The sequence below is a fragment of the Pseudomonas bohemica genome, assembly GCF_002934685.1.
GTDB lineage: Bacteria > Pseudomonadota > Gammaproteobacteria > Pseudomonadales > Pseudomonadaceae > Aquipseudomonas > Aquipseudomonas bohemica.
The window spans coordinates 15,520-31,215 of the sequence record NZ_NKHL01000100.1; the positions used below are offsets into that span (position 1 = coordinate 15,520).

General features: G+C 59.1%; 21 protein-coding genes and 1 pseudogene. 12 read left to right on the forward strand and 10 right to left on the reverse strand.

Annotated elements, in window-relative coordinates; translation table 11 throughout:
- Positions 1-77: 77 nt before the first annotated feature.
- Positions 78-764: an LrgB family protein gene (locus tag CE491_RS09690; RefSeq protein ID WP_110948142.1), complete on the reverse strand. Its 687-nt coding sequence runs from the start codon at positions 762-764 to the stop codon at positions 78-80.
- Positions 761-1,150 carry a CidA/LrgA family protein gene (locus CE491_RS09695; RefSeq protein WP_110948143.1) on the reverse strand — a complete coding sequence of 130 codons (390 nt, stop codon included), beginning with the start codon at positions 1,148-1,150 and terminating at the stop codon, positions 761-763. The genes CE491_RS09690 and CE491_RS09695 overlap by 4 nt, the downstream gene beginning before the upstream one ends.
- Before the next feature lie 140 nt (positions 1,151-1,290).
- Between CE491_RS09695 and CE491_RS09700 the strand changes: the two genes are divergently transcribed.
- A complete protein-coding gene (locus tag CE491_RS09700; RefSeq protein WP_110948216.1) occupies positions 1,291-2,163 on the forward strand; it encodes a LysR family transcriptional regulator in 873 nt (290 codons plus the stop codon).
- A 30-nt stretch (positions 2,164-2,193) separates the two neighbouring features.
- Here CE491_RS09700 and CE491_RS09705 read toward each other — a convergent pair whose 3' ends face one another.
- Positions 2,194-2,649 (reverse strand): flavodoxin, encoded by a 456-nt coding sequence (locus CE491_RS09705; RefSeq protein WP_110948144.1) that lies wholly within the window; start codon positions 2,647-2,649, stop codon positions 2,194-2,196.
- Positions 2,650-2,747: 98 nt separating this feature from the next.
- Here CE491_RS09705 and CE491_RS09710 point away from each other — a divergent pair, with 98 nt between their 5' ends.
- Complete coding sequence (locus CE491_RS09710; protein ID WP_110948145.1) at positions 2,748-3,221, forward strand: PAS domain-containing protein; 474 nt, start codon at positions 2,748-2,750, stop codon at positions 3,219-3,221.
- 54 nt (positions 3,222-3,275) lie between these two features.
- Entirely contained in the window at positions 3,276-3,881 is a 606-nt protein-coding gene (locus CE491_RS09715; RefSeq protein ID WP_110948146.1) for a hypothetical protein, read from the forward strand.
- Positions 3,882-3,976: 95 nt separating this feature from the next.
- On the opposite strand, the gene CE491_RS09720 is transcribed toward CE491_RS09715, so the two are convergent.
- Entirely contained in the window at positions 3,977-4,915 is a 939-nt protein-coding gene (locus tag CE491_RS09720; RefSeq protein ID WP_110948147.1) for a MerR family transcriptional regulator, read from the reverse strand.
- Between the two features lie 214 nt (positions 4,916-5,129).
- On the opposite strand from CE491_RS09720, the gene CE491_RS09725 reads away from it, so the two are divergent.
- From CE491_RS09725 to CE491_RS09750, 6 genes are all read left to right on the forward strand, one after another.
- The gene (locus CE491_RS09725; RefSeq protein WP_110948148.1) at positions 5,130-5,699 is read left to right on the forward strand and encodes an antibiotic biosynthesis monooxygenase; all 570 of its coding nucleotides are present in this window, start codon (positions 5,130-5,132) and stop codon (positions 5,697-5,699) included.
- Positions 5,700-5,950: 251 nt separating this feature from the next.
- Positions 5,951-6,661: a dihydromonapterin reductase gene (folM, locus tag CE491_RS09730; RefSeq protein WP_110948149.1), complete on the forward strand. Its 711-nt coding sequence runs from the start codon at positions 5,951-5,953 to the stop codon at positions 6,659-6,661.
- A gap of 20 nt (positions 6,662-6,681) precedes the next feature.
- The gene (gene folE, locus CE491_RS09735) at positions 6,682-7,242 is read left to right on the forward strand and encodes a GTP cyclohydrolase I FolE (RefSeq protein WP_110948150.1); all 561 of its coding nucleotides are present in this window, start codon (positions 6,682-6,684) and stop codon (positions 7,240-7,242) included.
- A 2-nt stretch (positions 7,243-7,244) separates the two neighbouring features.
- Positions 7,245-7,616, forward strand: a complete 372-nt coding sequence (folX, locus tag CE491_RS09740; RefSeq protein ID WP_110948151.1) for a dihydroneopterin triphosphate 2'-epimerase — start codon at positions 7,245-7,247, stop codon at positions 7,614-7,616.
- Between the two features lie 110 nt (positions 7,617-7,726).
- Positions 7,727-8,023, forward strand: coding sequence for a DUF1244 domain-containing protein (locus CE491_RS09745; RefSeq protein ID WP_110948152.1), 297 nt, complete (start codon positions 7,727-7,729; stop codon positions 8,021-8,023).
- Complete coding sequence (locus tag CE491_RS09750; RefSeq protein WP_110948153.1) at positions 8,016-8,357, forward strand: HopJ type III effector protein; 342 nt, start codon at positions 8,016-8,018, stop codon at positions 8,355-8,357. The genes CE491_RS09745 and CE491_RS09750 overlap by 8 nt, the downstream gene beginning before the upstream one ends.
- A 63-nt stretch (positions 8,358-8,420) precedes the next feature.
- Here CE491_RS09750 and trxB read toward each other — a convergent pair whose 3' ends face one another.
- Both trxB and CE491_RS09760 read right to left on the reverse strand, forming a co-directional pair.
- Positions 8,421-9,383 carry a thioredoxin-disulfide reductase gene (gene trxB / locus CE491_RS09755; RefSeq protein ID WP_110948154.1) on the reverse strand — a complete coding sequence of 321 codons (963 nt, stop codon included), beginning with the start codon at positions 9,381-9,383 and terminating at the stop codon, positions 8,421-8,423.
- A gap of 160 nt (positions 9,384-9,543) precedes the next feature.
- Positions 9,544-10,143, reverse strand: coding sequence for a peroxiredoxin (locus CE491_RS09760; protein WP_110948155.1), 600 nt, complete (start codon positions 10,141-10,143; stop codon positions 9,544-9,546).
- A gap of 260 nt (positions 10,144-10,403) precedes the next feature.
- Here CE491_RS09760 and cysZ point away from each other — a divergent pair, with 260 nt between their 5' ends.
- Positions 10,404-11,159 (forward strand): sulfate transporter CysZ, encoded by a 756-nt coding sequence (cysZ, locus tag CE491_RS09765; RefSeq protein ID WP_110948156.1) that lies wholly within the window; start codon positions 10,404-10,406, stop codon positions 11,157-11,159.
- Positions 11,160-11,356: 197 nt separating this feature from the next.
- On the opposite strand, the gene CE491_RS30960 is transcribed toward cysZ, so the two are convergent.
- Positions 11,357-11,482 (reverse strand): hypothetical protein, encoded by a 126-nt coding sequence (locus CE491_RS30960; RefSeq protein ID WP_267894479.1) that lies wholly within the window; start codon positions 11,480-11,482, stop codon positions 11,357-11,359.
- Positions 11,483-11,538: 56 nt separating this feature from the next.
- Here CE491_RS30960 and CE491_RS09770 point away from each other — a divergent pair, with 56 nt between their 5' ends.
- Complete coding sequence (locus tag CE491_RS09770; RefSeq protein ID WP_110948157.1) at positions 11,539-12,705, forward strand: glycosyltransferase family 4 protein; 1,167 nt, start codon at positions 11,539-11,541, stop codon at positions 12,703-12,705.
- A 160-nt stretch (positions 12,706-12,865) separates the two neighbouring features.
- Here CE491_RS09770 and CE491_RS09775 read toward each other — a convergent pair whose 3' ends face one another.
- From CE491_RS09775 to CE491_RS09785, 3 genes are all read right to left on the reverse strand, one after another.
- Positions 12,866-13,969 (reverse strand): NADH:flavin oxidoreductase, encoded by a 1,104-nt coding sequence (locus tag CE491_RS09775; protein ID WP_110948158.1) that lies wholly within the window; start codon positions 13,967-13,969, stop codon positions 12,866-12,868.
- A 230-nt stretch (positions 13,970-14,199) separates the two neighbouring features.
- Positions 14,200-14,682: a glutathione peroxidase gene (locus CE491_RS09780; protein WP_110948159.1), complete on the reverse strand. Its 483-nt coding sequence runs from the start codon at positions 14,680-14,682 to the stop codon at positions 14,200-14,202.
- A 135-nt stretch (positions 14,683-14,817) separates the two neighbouring features.
- Positions 14,818-15,303, reverse strand: coding sequence for an FKBP-type peptidyl-prolyl cis-trans isomerase (locus tag CE491_RS09785; protein ID WP_110948160.1), 486 nt, complete (start codon positions 15,301-15,303; stop codon positions 14,818-14,820).
- Here CE491_RS09785 and CE491_RS09790 point away from each other — a divergent pair.
- Positions 15,302-15,635, forward strand: a pseudogene (locus CE491_RS09790) (DUF3565 domain-containing protein). The gene CE491_RS09785 and the pseudogene CE491_RS09790 sit on opposite strands and share 2 nt — an antisense overlap.
- Positions 15,636-15,696 lie beyond the last annotated feature (61 nt).

Below are 15,696 nucleotides of genomic sequence, written 5' to 3' on the forward strand. Positions count from 1 at the left end.
AAAGCGGTACTTGCCTTGGCAGCCACCTTAGTGGCCCGGCGAGTCATGAGCCACCAGAAGGCTCTAGGACGGGACTTTCAGAGTAGCCACACCAGCAGCGGTGCCGCGAACAGGTTGAGCAGACCGGTCAGCACCATGACCAGGCCGGCTACGGAACCTTCTTCGCCGCCCACTTCGCGCGCGCGACTGACACCGGCCCCGTGAGCCCCGACGCCAAACAGCGCACCGCGAGCCAGGGCCGTGCGCAGCGGCAGCCATTTGAGCAGCACGCCACCCAACGCCGCGCCGAAAACGCCGGTGCACATCACGAACACGGCGGTCAGTTCCGGCACGCCGCCCAGATCATGGGCCAGCGGCATCGCGAACGGCGTGGTAATGGAGCGAGGCACCAGCGACATCACCACCGAGGTGTCCAGTGCCAGCACTTTGGAGAGCCCGAACGAGCTGGCAATCGAAGCCGCGCTGCCCGCCAGTATGCCAATCAACAATGCGGGCCAGTGGCGAGCCAGCAAGGCGCGCTGCTGCCAGATCGGCACCGCAAAGGCAACGGTCACAGGCCCCAGCACCAGCATTAACCAGTGGGTATTGGCGGAGTATTCGGCGTAGGCGGTATGCATCGGCGCAGCGATAGCCAACAGAACGGTCGGCACCAGAATCAGCGGCGACAGCAAATAACGGCCAGTGCGGCGATACAACCAGCGGCTGCTGATATAAGCGACGACCGTGACCAGCAGCCAGAAGATCGGCATCGGTTCGAATTTCATGCCCCGTCCACCGGCGAGCGGTCTCTCATGCGGCAAACCAGTTCGACCGTGAACGCCGTCACCAGCATGACCATCAACGTGCTGCAGCCGATCACCAGCATGATCCGCCAGCCCTCATTGCGCATCAGCGTCCCGTAATCCAGCAGGCTCATCAACGGCGGGATGAAGAACAGCAGCATCTCAGCCAACAGCAGCCCGGCGCCTGTTTGCAGGGTCGTGGGCTTGATGATGCCGCAGGCGAAAATCAGCAACAGCAGTGCCAGGCCGATTACGCCACCCGGGATCGGCAGGTTCAGCCATAGCGCGATCTCGCAACCGACCTGGTAAATCGCGATCAAGGCAACGAGTTCACCCACCAACCGAGCAAGACGAGACAGACGTTTCATGATCTTTCAACCCTCTGAGGACTGCAGTTTATCGATTCACCACCCATCCCAAAAACGAATTGTCAGACTCGCAACTATTCCAATATGGAATTGCATCATTCACAATGCGGCGTCCGGTAATTAATCGAGCAGTACTCATCGTGGAATTCAAACAACTGCGCAGCTTTATCGAAGTGGTACGTGAGGGTGGTTTTACTCAGGCGGCCAAAACGCTGTTCATCAGTCAGTCGGCGGTGAGCAAGCAGGTCGCGCAACTCGAGGAAAGCCTGGGCGTGACGCTGCTCGACCGACAAGGCTCGCAAGTCGCCCTTACCGCGGCAGGCAAGGTGGTGCTTCATCGTGCCGAAGAGATGTTGATCCTGCGCAACGGCCTGCTTCGGGAACTGGATGATCTCAGCAATCTGGCCCGAGGTGAACTGCGCCTGGGCCTGCCGATGCTGGGCAGTGACACGCTGTTCGCCAAGTCCTTTGCTGAATACCGGCGACTCTACCCGAACGTCACCGTGCATTTGATCGAAGGTGGCAGCCGCGCCATCGAGCAGGCGGTGATGACCGGCGAGTTGGAACTGGGTGCGAGCCTGACCCCGGATGACCCGGTCTTCGCCTGCCAACCCTTCTGCGATGAACCGTTGGACGCCCTGTTGCCAGCCGACCATCCCCTTGCCCATTTAAAGGAAGTAGAACTGAGTCAGCTCGCCGACACGCCCTTCCTTCTTTATCAGCGCAGCTTCGTACTCAATGACCGTTTACTCCAGGCATGCCAGCAAGTGGGGTTCACACCGCGTGAAGGCGGGCGCAGCGGGCAGGCAGATTTTCTCGCGGCTCTGGTGGCCGCCGGGCAAGGCGTGGTGCTCTTGCCCCAAGTCGTGGCCCGGGCGCTGGTTCGACCCGGCGTCGTTCACGTAACGCTCAAGGCTCCGGAAAATCTGCGCTGGGACATCGCTTTCATCTGGCGCGAAGGCGCGTATCTGTCAAAGGCCGCGCAGGCTTGGCTGGCCCTTGTTCGTCGATAGCCTGCCCATTACCAATGCCAGCCAGATCGGTCAGGCGCCGAGTTGGCCGACGAACTCCGCCAGCCACGGCTCGGCGTCGCTTTCCGGGGTGACCGTTTCGCTGGCGTCCAGGCGCAGCATTTGCTGCACCTCGTTAATGCCCAGCTCCACGAACAACTCACGCAACTGCTCGCCACCGCCACAGAAGGTGTCGCCATAACTGGCGTCGCCCAACGCGATGACACCGCCCGGCAGGCCACGCCACGCCGCAGGCAACACGTCGCGAATCTGCGAATACAGGGGCAGGATGTTGTCTGGCAGTTCACCCAGGCCTGTGGTCGAGGTCACAGCCAGAAATGCTTCTGGCGCAAAAGCCTGAAGATCGGCCAGCGTCGCCCGCGGATTGAACAACACCTCATGACCGGCATCCTTGATGATCTGCTGGGCGTGTCGGGCAACTTCTTCGGCAGAGCCGTACACCGAGCCCGAAACAATGGCGACTTTCATTGTGTGATCCTGTGACTGAGGAAATCGTGCGGCATTATGCCCCAGACGGACGCAATGTCTTAGAATGCCGCCTCTGCAAATACGCATGGAGGCTTCTGATGATCAACGCAAAGCTGATGCAACTGGCGGTCGATGCGTCGAACGACGGGATCGTGATCGCCGAGAACGAGGGCGACGATAACATCCTCATTTATGCCAACAAGGCCTTCGAGCGCCTGACCGGTTTCAGCGCTGATGAGGTGCTTTATCAGGATTGCCGCATGTTGCAGGGTGATGATCGCGATCAGTTCGCACGCCATGCCATTCGCGACGCCCTGAATAAAGGCAGGCCCTGCCGTCAGATTCTTCGCAACTATCGCAAGGACGGAAGCTGTTTCTGGAATGAGCTGTCGATCACGCCCGTGTTCAACGACGCTGAAAAGCTGATGTATTTCATCGGTATTCAGAAAGACGTGACCGAACACGTGCTCACGCAGCAAAAAGTTGTCGAATTGCAGGCGGAACTGGCGCAAGCTCGGGTAGAGATCGAGGCGTTGAAGCGGCAACATTGTGCGCCTGACGAACGGCAGTAACCGAACACTGATTTAGTGTCTGCTTTTTCAATAACCGGTTAATCGAGCTTGATCATGCAGCGCGACGATATCCTCACGCAGGATGAACTGGACTTCATCCAGAACATGCAGCACAACCCCAAGCTGAACCTGGGTGACAAATCCCGCAGCCTGGTGGTCAATGGCGGCGTGCAGATTCAGGATCTGCTGACGCGTCTGGCTGCCCATGAGCAAGTCACCCTGCAGGCCCAGTTCGATAATCAGCAGATGACGTTTCCGCTGCATCTGGTCGAAGACGAGTTCCATGCGCTGCACCTGGAACTTGGCGCCCCAAGCATCTTTGAAGAAGGCCCGCGCATTCGCCCATGGCGCTTGACGCTGCCAGAGCCCGTCGCCCTCAAAACCGAAAAAGGCTCGCTGACGGCACTGTGGGTTCATGAGATTTCGTTCAAAGGCATCCTGCTGGAAATTCGCAAGCAGACCAAACCGCCGAAGTACTTTTCCGCCTGGTTCACTCCCACCGGCCTTGCTCCCATCGCCCTGCGCGGTACCTTCGAACGCCTGACCGAACAAGGCCTGGCCGCCTATCGCCTGAGCCAGAACAGCAAGGAAGACACCGACCGGCTGCGCCAGTACATCCTCCAGGAACACCGCAAGATCCACCCTTCGATGCATCTTTAAGCAGCTGCGAGCTATCAATCGGCAAGCTACGAGATTAGATCGCGCCGCCCGTCTTGCCGCTTGAAGCTTGTTTGTTGCTCGCGGCTGGGCTGGACTCAGGTATCGAGCCGCCCCGCCAGAAACTGCTGTAACCGCCTTTGCATCACCACTGCGTCACTGCCCAGACAACCAATCACCGAACCTTGGAGGCTGTCTTGCGCCATGTCTGCGGTTTTCCCGGCCAAGAGCAGCGGGCAGCCAAGCCCGAGGCCGAGCCGTTCCAGGCGTTTGAGCAGATCCGCCGAGGGCATTTGATCGGAAAGCAATACCAGTGCATCCGGGCGCATTTTGCCGCAGACCAGGCCCAGTTCTTCCAGCGGCTGCCCTGGCGCCAATACGCTGATTGTGATGTTGTCGGAAGCCATCAGCAGGGCCGCGACCCACAACTCCAGCTCCCGGCGGGCGCCAGGAATCGTGGCCAGGAGCACGCGGTGTGCGTCGTTTTCACGGGTTACCTGTAGACGCTGCAGGCTGCGCATACGCAGGAAGCTGTCCAGAAACAGCCACTCGCTGACCTGCCCAAACGCGTCATGACGCAAGGCAAAGTCGTGCCATACCGGCATCAGCAGGTGTTCGTACACCACCGGCAGCGGGTAAAGCGCAAGCATCTGATTGTAGATTTCACCGAGCATCTGCTCGTCGAAGTCGTTGACGGCCTGACGCACCTGATCCTGCCAGGTCCGCTGCCCGGCGCTTTCGACCAGGCTCAGCGGCCCTTTGGAGCGGGCGTCCAGATCCCGGATGCCTGCCAGCACCTTGCCGACCTTGCTGACGGCAATCCCACGCTCGGTCCACATCAAAATGCTGCGAACAGTCTCGACATCGGCCTGGGTGTACAGGCGATGGCCGCCCTCGGTGCGCGTCGGGGTGATCAGCCCATAGCGACGCTCCCAGGCCCGCAACGTGACCGAGTTGACGCCAGTCAGGCGCGAGACCTCGCGGATGGGCAGCAATTCGTCATCGCCGTCGCATGAGGCGCTGAGCAGTTGGGTCATCGAGGTGTCCGTCGTGAAATCATGAAGAATGGATTGTACATCTGCCGTTGAGCATCTGAGGCCCGAGATCGCCAAAGACTTCTGGCATTGTGCGTGGATTCAGGAATAATCCTTGCTTGCTTCTTTCAACGAAGCTGACGCAACGCCACCACCCCGGCGTTACGCCATGTGATTTCCCTACCCGGGAACCTCACTTGTCTATCGGAGATACACAATGTCTACCTCACCCGTCACGCTGATGGTTGCCCGTCGCGTCGCCCATGGCCGCTATCAGGAACTGATTGCCTGGCTGCATGAAGGCGAACAGCTCGCCACCGACTTCCCCGGCTACCTGGGTTCTGGTGTTCTCGCACCACCTCCGGGAGACGACGAATTCCAGATCATATTTCGCTTCGCCGATGAAGCCACCATGCACGCGTGGGAGCATTCAGCGTCTCGACGCTCCTGGTTGGTGCGTGGCAGCGGGCTTTTTGCGAAAAACTCGGTACATCGTGTGCGAGGCATGGACGGTTGGTTTGGCACCGTCGGCCAACGCCCGCCGCGCTGGAAACAGGCTGTGGCCATCTGGCTGGCATTCTTTCCGGTGTCACTGATCTTCAATTACATACTGGGACCATTGCTGGGCCAGCTGGAATTGCTGCCGCGGATCATGATCAGTACCCTTATCCTCACCCCGCTGATGGTGTTCTGGTTCATTCCGTTGTCGACCCATTTGTTGTCCGGATGGCTGCACAGCAACACTCAGCCACCTGTCGCCCCCGTCGAATCGGCTTCGACTCGCTGACCCTGCGAACTCCTTGCAGGAACCGGCTTGCTGGCGAACGCGTCCCGCAGCAAGCCGGCTCCTACAGCGATTGTGTCGCTTCGAAGACCTGCACCTGCCCCCACAGTTGTACCGCACTGACCATTGGGTTAACTTTGCCGCAGACGTTGGTTCTCTGATGGCGCAATGAAAGCCTTCGACGCCCGCCATGCAGAGCCGATACGCCCGCGACCTTTCCGGTTTTCTTTTCCCTGACAAACGCGTGAGCTGCCATGGCCTCCTCCCCTGCCCCTGTCCTGATCACTGGCGCCAGCCAGCGCATCGGCCTGCATTGCGCAGAACGGCTACTGGGCGAAGGTCAGCCGGTGATCATCAGCTTCCGTTCCCAGCGCCCTGGGGTTGAACGGCTCAAAGCTATGGGTGCAGTCACCATTCAGGCAGACTTTTCATCACAGCAAAGCGTGCTGGGCTTCATCTCACAGCTCAAGCAGCAGACCGACAGTCTGCGCGCCATCGTTCATAACGCCTCCGAATGGCTGGCGGAAACCGAGGACGATGAAGGCGATGTGCTCATGCGCATGTTCAACGTGCACATGCTCGCGCCCTACCTGATCAATCTGCATTGCGCCGAACTGTTGCAGCGCTCGGATCCGGCGGACATTATCCACATCGGCGACGATGTCACGCGCAAGGGCAGCAGCAAGCACATCGCTTACTGCGCCAGCAAAGCGGGCATGGACAACCTGACGCTATCATTCGCTGCCAGGTTTGCCCCAAAGATCAAGGTCAACGGCATCGCTCCGGCCATGCTGATGTTTCAACCCGACGACGACGCGGCGTACCGCGCCCGCACCCTGGCCAAATCGGCCCTGGGTATTGAACCCGGCCCCGAGGTGATCTACCAGAGCCTGCGTTATCTGTTGGATAACCCGTATGTCACCGGCACCACACTGACCGTAAACGGCGGACGGCACATAAAATAAGCCGCCCCGAGGAACCTTTTATGACCCTGTCACTGCCACAGCACTACCGCGAGATCCTTGTCGGTCTGGGTGAAGACCCGCAGCGCGAGGGGTTGCTGGACACGCCCAAACGCGCGGCCAAGGCCATGCAGTACCTGTGTCACGGCTATGAGCAGACACTGGAGGAAATCGTCAACGGGGCGCTGTTCGCCTCGGACAACGACGAGATGGTCATCGTCAAGGACATCGAGCTGTATTCACTGTGCGAGCACCATCTGCTGCCATTCATTGGCAAAGCCCATGTGGCTTACATCCCGACAGGCAAGGTGCTTGGCCTGTCGAAGATCGCGCGGATCGTCGACATGTTCGCCCGTCGCCTGCAGATTCAGGAAAACCTGACGCGCCAAATCGCCGATGCCGTTCAGGGCGTGACGAGTGCAGCAGGCGTTGCGGTCGTCATCGAAGCCCAGCACATGTGCATGATGATGCGCGGCGTCGAGAAGCAGAACTCGACCATGAACACTTCGGTGATGCTCGGCGCATTCCGCGAATCGCCCACCACTCGACTGGAATTTTTGCAACTGATTGGACGGAGCAAGTAGTCATGCCAAGACTCGAACCAGGCACCGCGCGTATCCGGGTCAAGGACCTGTGCCTGCGCACTTATATCGGTATCAATGAAGACGAAATCCTCAACAAGCAGGACGTGCTGATCAACCTGACGATTCTGTACGCGGCCCAGGAAGCGGTGCGCGACAACGATATCGACCACGCACTCAACTACCGGACCATTACCAAGGCGATCATCCAGCACGTGGAAAGCAATCGCTTCGCCCTGCTCGAACGCCTGACCCAGGAAGTGCTCGATCTGGTGATGAGCCACGAAGCCGTGCAATACGCCGAGGTAGAAGTCGACAAGCCCCATGCACTGCGATTTGCCGAATCGGTGTCGATTACCCTGGCCGCTGAACGCTAAGAGCCCGGTCGCTCATGCGGCCCCTGTAGCAAGGAGCAGGACCACCGACCTTGCCCACTCCGCGCCGCACTCTTATCATCCGCCCATCTTTCATTCGCACAGAGCCCGTCATGACAGAGCAACAACGCCTGGAACTCGAAGCCGCCGCATTTCGTCGTCTGGTCGCGCATCTGGACAGCCGCAAGGACGTGCAGAACATTGACCTGATGAACCTCTCAGGCTTTTGTCGCAACTGCCTATCCAAATGGTACAAGGCCGCCGCCGACGAGAAGCAGATTGACATCAGTCTCGATGAAGCCCGCGAAGTGGTTTACGGCATGCCGTACAGCGAATGGAAATCCCTCTATCAGAAAGAAGCCAGCGCAGAGCAACACGCCACGTTCGCCAAGGAAAAGAAACATGACTGACCTCCATACCCTGCGCGCCAGCCTGAAAACCGGCGAGCACGTTTTCGCCGACACCCTGGCTTTCGTTACTGCGAACTACGATTACCAACCGCAAGCGTTCAGCAACGGCCCGGTGGAAAACGCCGCGGGCCAGAACGAAGGATCGTGCAAGACGCTGGGTCTGGCGTTGCTGGAAGGCTTGAGTGATGAAGAAGCACTGCTGGCGTTTGGCGAGCACTATCGCTCAGTGGTTGCGACTCCTGAAGGCAGCGACCACGGCAACATTCGTGCGCTGATCGCACACGGTCTGGCTGGGGTGAAGTTCAGCGCTCAGCCATTGCGCCGCAAGGGCTGAGGGCGATTCGACAGCCACAAAAAAACCGGTCATAAAACCGGTTTTTTCATTTGGAGCATCTGATCAGAACGTAGCGTTCACCAGGCCATCCAGATAACGCTCGACGTCCAGTGCCGCCATGCAGCCGGCGCCGGCCGAGGTGATCGCTTGACGGTAAACGTGATCAGCCACGTCGCCCGCCGCGAAAACGCCTTCAACGCTGGTAGCCGTTGCATTCCCTTCGCGACCGCCCTGAACCACCATGTAGCCGTCTTTCAACGCCAACTGGCCTTCGAACAACGACGTGTTCGGGGTGTGGCCGATGGCAATAAATACCCCGTCAACTTTCAGCTCCGAAGCACTGCCATCGTTGTTCTTCAGACGCGCACCGGTGACGCCCATGTTGTCGCCCAATACTTCATCCAGCGTGGCGTTGAGCTTGAGCTCGATCTTGCCCTCGGCCACCCGCGCGTGCAGCTTGTCGATCAGGATCTTCTCGGCGCGGAACGTATCGCGGCGGTGAACCAGGGTCACTTTGCTGGCGATATTGGCCAGGTACAGCGCCTCCTCGACCGCGGTATTGCCACCGCCAATGACCGCCACAGGCTTGTTGCGGTAAAAGAAACCGTCGCAGGTCGCACAGGCCGAAACACCCTTGCCCATGAACGCTTCTTCGGACGGCAGGCCCAGGTAGCGAGCACTGGCGCCAGTGGCGATGATCAGCGCATCGCAGGTGTAGGTGCCGCTGTCGCCCTTGAGGCTGAACGGTTTGCCGGCCAGATCGACGGCGTTGATGTGATCGAAAACGATCTCGGTCTCGAAACGCTCGGCGTGCTCACGCATGCGCTCCATCAGCACCGGGCCGGTCAGGCCATGGGGATCGCCCGGCCAGTTGTCGACTTCGGTGGTGGTGGTCAGTTGACCGCCGGCCTGCATGCCGGTGATCAGCAGCGGCTTGAGATTGGCACGGGCTGCATAGACCGCAGCGCTGTAACCGGCAGGGCCGGAGCCGAGAATAATCACTCGGGAATGACGTACATCAGACATGACACACTCCTATCGACCGGCCATCGTCACGTGTGGTCGGAGTTACTGTGGTCTAACCGGCGTACCGGCTGGAATGAAACGGATCGGCGAGCGCGCTTGGAGAAGAACCGCTCGCCCATCCCGCAAACGTGAAGCTGCGACCGAAATCGCAGCGACGGTATTACAGGCTCTTGGCGTTCTCAGCCAGGTAGTCGGCCACGCCAGAAGCGTCGGCCTTCATGCCTTTCTGCCCCGGACGCCAGCCGGCAGGGCAAACTTCGCCATGTTCTTCGGTGAACTGCAGCGCTTCGACCAGACGCACCATGTCGTCTACGTCACGGCCCAGTGGCAGGTTGTTCACAACCTGATGCTGAACCACGCCAGCTTTATCAATCAGGAACGAACCGCGCAGCGCTACGCCGTCGTCGTGTTCGATGCCGTAGGCGCGAGTGATCTCGTGCTTGATGTCGGCAACCATGGTGAATTCGACTTCACCGATGCCGCCCTTCTCAACTGGAGTGTTGCGCCATGCAGCGTGGGTGAAGTGCGAATCGATGGAAACGCCAACCACTTCAACGCCCAACTCACGGAATTTAGCAATGCGGTTGTTGTGCGCGATGATTTCCGACGGGCACACGAATGTGAAATCCAGCGGCCAGAAAAACAGCACCACATATTTGCCGCGCAGAGAAGACAGCTGGAAGCTGTCGACGATCGAACCGTCACCCAGGACCGCCGCTGCCGTGAAATCAGGGGCTTGCTTGTTTACCAGAACGCTCATGACGACTCCTTGAAGGTTCAAGTGTATGGGAATAGGTCTAAAAGATGCCCGCAAGCTTATCGGGGCGGCGAAGATTAAGGAAATACCGTTTCATTATCCAGTTCATAGGCTGCCCCTATTCCGGGAGTCTGCCGCTCGCCTGTTGTCGATAGACTTTACCGCCGCCAGATTGTTTCGGCGAATGTCTCGGCAATGATCCGGCTACCGCCACTCTCGCAAAGCCGGTAAGGTCGGCGCGTTTTCAACGTTTGGAGGCCCATATGCCTGCACCTGCTCTGTCCGGCCCACAATACCTGCGCGAGGGCCTGAAACTGGTCCTCAGCCCCGGCCTGCGCTTGTTCGTCCTGATGCCGCTGACCATCAATCTGGTGCTGTTCAGTGCGCTGATCTATTTCGCCGGTCACGAGTTCAGCCTCTGGGTCGACTCGTTCATACCGACCTTGCCCGGCTGGCTGAGCTTCCTCAATTACATCCTCTGGCCGCTGTTTGTAGTTTTGGTCGTGCTAATGGTGTTTTTCACCTTCACCATGATCGCCAACGTCATCGCTGCCCCTTTCAACGGTTTCCTCTCGGAGAAAGTCGAAGTGGTACTGCGCGGCACAGACGACTTTCCCGCGTTCAGCTGGGGGGAGCTGATCGAAATGATCCCCCGTACCCTGAGCCGCGAGATGCGCAAGCTCGGCTACTTCCTGCCCCGCGCCATCGGCCTGTTCATCCTTTCATGGATCCCTGTGGTCAACATCATCGCGGCGCCGCTCTGGCTGCTTTTCGGTATTTGGATGATGGCCATCCAATACATCGACTACCCTGCCGATAACCACAAAATGAGCTGGCAAGACATGCTCGCCTGGCTACGCGCCAAACGCTGGCAGAGCATGAGCTTTGGCGGGATTGTCTACCTCGTGCTGCTGATCCCGGTGGTCAACATCCTGATGATGCCCGCGGCCGTGGCGGGGGCCACGTTGTTTTGGGTCAGGGAGCGTGGGACCGAGACGGTCGCAACAGAGGTCCACTGATTGAATGAAAAGGCCTCGGATGAGGCCTTTTTTATGGGTCAGAGACGGCTGTTCATCGAAACATGCTCCTCCAGAAACCCAGACCAGAGCCAACGCACTTCAGTTCATGCAGGCATTGGCCGAGGCTGTAGAAACCGTTACCTGCAAAACCCTGCCTGCCGAATCCCCGGCTCTCGCCAGGCAGGTAAAAACCGCGCTCACACCGGGATCTGGTCAGCCTCAACCCAGTCCAGCCCCACCACATCCTTGAAGCGGCGGCGTTCGAGAACATCGGAAAATCGCAGGTGATGCCGCTTATCGTGGGGCGCTGACTCAGCTGCCACAAATCCATCACCCAACCGCCACACAAGCGCAACCCCAGTCTTTGAAACTAGTTGTCATGAGTAAACCCTTGCACATCACCCTGATCACCGAAACGTACGTCCCCGAGATCAACGGCGTCGCCAATACCCTTGGCCGGCTGTGCGACGGGCTGCGCTTGCGGGGGCATCGGGTTGAGGTGATCCGGCCGCGGCAGAGTAATGACGAGCCGCGCGTCTCCGGGAAGGATCTGATGGTGTGTCGCGGCTGGCCGATGCCGGGGTATCCGGGGCTGCAATGGGGTCAGTCGTCGATGCACAAGTTGTTGCGCCGCTGGCAACGCAACCGGCCGGACGTGTTGTACATCGCCACCGAAGGCCCGTTGGGTCTGTCCGCCCTGCGGGCGGCGCGACGACTTCGGATTGCCATCGTCAGCGGCTTTCACACCAACTTCCAGCAGTACATGCGCCAGTACCGGCTGGGCTTCATCACCCGTCTGCTGACTTCGTATCTGCGCTGGTTCCACAACCGCTCGAACGCGACGCTGGTTTCCAGCGTCAGTCAGAAGACCGAGTTGGAACGGCGTGGCTTCGAGCGCCTGCAGTTGCTGTCGCGAGGCGTGGATTGTCAGCTGTTTCACCCGTCCAAGCGCTCCGGTTTCCTGCGTGAATCCTGGGGGCTGGAAGCCGATGACACGGCAGTCCTGCACGTGGGTCGCCTCGCGCCAGAGAAAAACCTGAGCCTGCTTCAGATCAGCTTCGACAGCCTGGTGGCCGCTTATCCAGAGAAGAAACTCAAGCTGGTGGTCGTCGGTGACGGTCCGGTACGTGCTTCGCTGGAACAGAAAATGCCCAACGCGATTTTCTGCGGCACCCAACGCGGCGAGGCCCTGGCAGCGCATTATGCGTCGGGGGATCTGTTCCTGTTCCCGAGCATGATCGAGACATTTGGCAACGTGGTCCTCGAAGCGCTGGCATCAGGCTTGGGCGTCGTCGCGTATGACGAAGCGGCGGCGGCCCAGCATATCCGCCACGGTCATAACGGCGCGGTGGCGATGCCGGGGGATGAAGAAGGGTTTATCGACGCCGCGCGCTGGATGCTGGAGGACGACGAAACGCTGCGCCGTGTGCGTTTGAATGCACGCCAGCACGCGAGTCGGCAGGGATGGGCGGGGATTATCGAGGCGTTCGAATGCTATTTGCGCGCGGCGAGTGAGACGCAGGTTGGGGTCGTGTTGGGCGTGTAGCGCGGTTCTTTGCCAAAACCCCAGTGTGGCAGCGAGCCTGCTCACGAATACGTCAGATCAGATGCCCTGATGTCGGCTGACACAACGCCTTCGTGAGCAAGCTCACTCCTACAGTGTGTTCATTCAGAAAAAACCGGAAGCATCGAAGCCCCCAACCGAATTATTCAAGCTTATCCAATGCATCGCGGCTGAACGGCAGGATGTCTTCTTCGCGACCATCACGCACTTTTACCGCCCAATCCGGATCGACCAGCAGCGCCCGACCTACCGCCACCAGATCGAATTCGTCATCGTTCAGGCGTTTGAGCAGGTTGTCGAGGCTCGCCGGTTTCGCGACCTTGTCGGTGTCGACCATGAACTGCAGGAACTCGCCATCCAGTCCTACACTGCCGACCGTGATCGTAGGTTTGCCGGTGAGTTTGCGGGTCCATCCTGCGAGGTTGAGGTCAGAACCTTCGAATTCGGGCTCCCAGAACCGGCGCGTCGAGCAATGGAAAATGTCTACACCGGCGTCAGACAACGGCTTGAGGAAGGCCCCCAGTTCTTCCGCCGTCTGCACCAGGCGCGCGGTATAGTCCTGCTGCTTCCACTGGGAATAACGGAAGATGATCGGGTAAGCGGGGCCGACAGCGGCGCGTACCGCCTGAATCAGCTCGATGGCCAAGCGCGAACGGTGGGCCAGATCACCGCCGTACTCATCGGTGCGCCGGTTGGTGCCTTCCCAGAAGAACTGGTCGACGATATAGCCATGAGCGCCGTGGATTTCCACGCCATCCATGCCGATGGCTTTCGCATCTTTGGCCGCTTGAGCGAACGCAGCGATGACGTCGGCGATGTCCTGTTTGCTCATGCCATGCACGACGACATTGCCGTCCTTGAGCTTTTCAGTCGGACCGTACGCCGGAACCGCGCCATCGGGTTCGGTGCCCAGCTGACGTACAGCGCCCACATGCCAGAGTTGCGGGACGATCTTGCCGCCCTCTGCGTGAACGGCCTCGACGACTTTTTTCCAGCCCGCCAGTGCGGCTTCGCCGAAGAACTGCGGCACGGCCGGATAGCCGTTGGATGCCTTGTGGCCGACGGTGGTACCTTCGGTGATGATAAGGCCCACACCCGCTGCAGCACGACGACGGTAGTACTCGATAACCTTTGAATTAGGCACGCCACCCGGCGAGAACGAACGGGTCATCGGCGCCATCACTACGCGCGTCGGTAATTCCAGGCTGCCCATGTGAAAGGGTTTGAACAAGGCGTTGACTGGCATGCAAAACATCCTCGGCTACCGGGAAATATTATGAAGGTCATACAGAATGGGCCGATTGCAGCGCGATGCACAGCACTATTGATTTGGGTGATTAAGGTTTAGAAGGAAACGTCTACGGATTACGCGATATCGCCGCGCGGAGAGCGTGCCGCATGGCCTGTAGGCAGTTGCGCTGCGCAAAGTCAGCCGTCGATAGCCGGACTGCTACGGGTATGCCACTGGAACAGAACTCAGTGCAGGGCTTTTTCGATCGCCTGAATGACAGCAGGATCATCCGGCGTAGTACGCGGCGAAAATCGCGCCAGGACGCGGCCGTCCTGCCCGACCAGGAATTTTTCGAAGTTCCAGGTGATATCGCCCGGAAATTCAGCTCCTTCGCCTGCCAGCATCTGATAGAGCCGGTGACGATGAGCGCCATTCACTTCGAGCTTGTCACCCAGCGGGAAGGTCACGCCGTAGTTCAGCGAGCAGAATTCCTGAATCTCTTCCTGATTACCGGGCTCCTGGCCTGCAAACTGATTACAGGGCAGACCGAGGACGCTAAAACCCCGGTCCTTGTACTTCTGATAGAGGCTTTCGAGCGCTGCATATTGAGGCGTGAGGCCGCATTTGGAGGCCACATTGACCACCAGCACCACTTTGCCCTTGAGTGGCGCGAGAGGCAGTTCCTGGCCATCCAGAGCTTTTAATTTCAGGTCGTGAAATATACTCATGACGAAACTCCCCTGCTCTCCATACAAAAAAACCATCGGCCGAAAAAAGCGCCCTGTCAGGCCGTGAAAACAAAAGCGTTTTTCACAAAGCCCGCGAGGACGCCTGGCCAGCTAACTAGAGCTTAGCAGGACAAATCAGTGGTGATGGCCACCTTCGCCATGCACGTGACCGTGGGCGAGTTCTTCTTCGCTGGCGTCACGGACGGCAACGATCTTGACCTGGAAATTCAGGCGCTGACCGGCCAGTGGGTGGTTGCCGTCGACAGTCACGTCGTCGCCGTCCAGGTCGCGGATGGTGACGATCTGCATCTGGCCGTCCGGAGCGGAGGCGTGGAACTGCATGCCCACTTCCAGTTCGTCGACACCTTCGAACATGCTGCGGTTCAGGGTGCTGACCAGTTCGGCCGAGTATTCGCCGTAGGCGTCTTCAGGCTCGATGGCGACTTTCAGCTCGTCACCGACGTCCTTACCTTCCAGTGCCTTTTCCAGACCCGGAATGATGTTACCTGCGCCTTGCAGGTAAACCAGCGGCGCGCCGCCGGCAGAACTGTCGATGACCTCACCAGCGTCATTGGTCAGGGTATAGTCAATGGAGACAGCCTTGTTGGCGGCGATCGGCATGGGGCAAGACCTTTTGCAAATAGAGATATGAGCGAACAAGTCTAACCAAGCACTCGCGCGAAAGCGAACGCAACTCAGACGGACGGCCCCGATTGCACGACCCCACATTGCCTGAGAACGACACCACGATTATCGGCTTTCACCGGGATGATGACGGCCACTGGGTTGCTGAACTCTCTTGCGGCCATACCCAGCATCTGCGCCATCAGCCGCCGTGGCAGTCGCGGGCGTGGGTGCTCGATGTGCAGGAGCGACAGCAAAAAATAGGTCAATCCTTTCGCTGTGGCTGGTGTGCGCAGAGAGCAGATAGCGATAACCTTGTGCCCCTTTGAGACGCCGCGACTGAACAGCGTCCTGTTTTATCCGGTTCCACTGGCCCTCATGAGTCAGGAC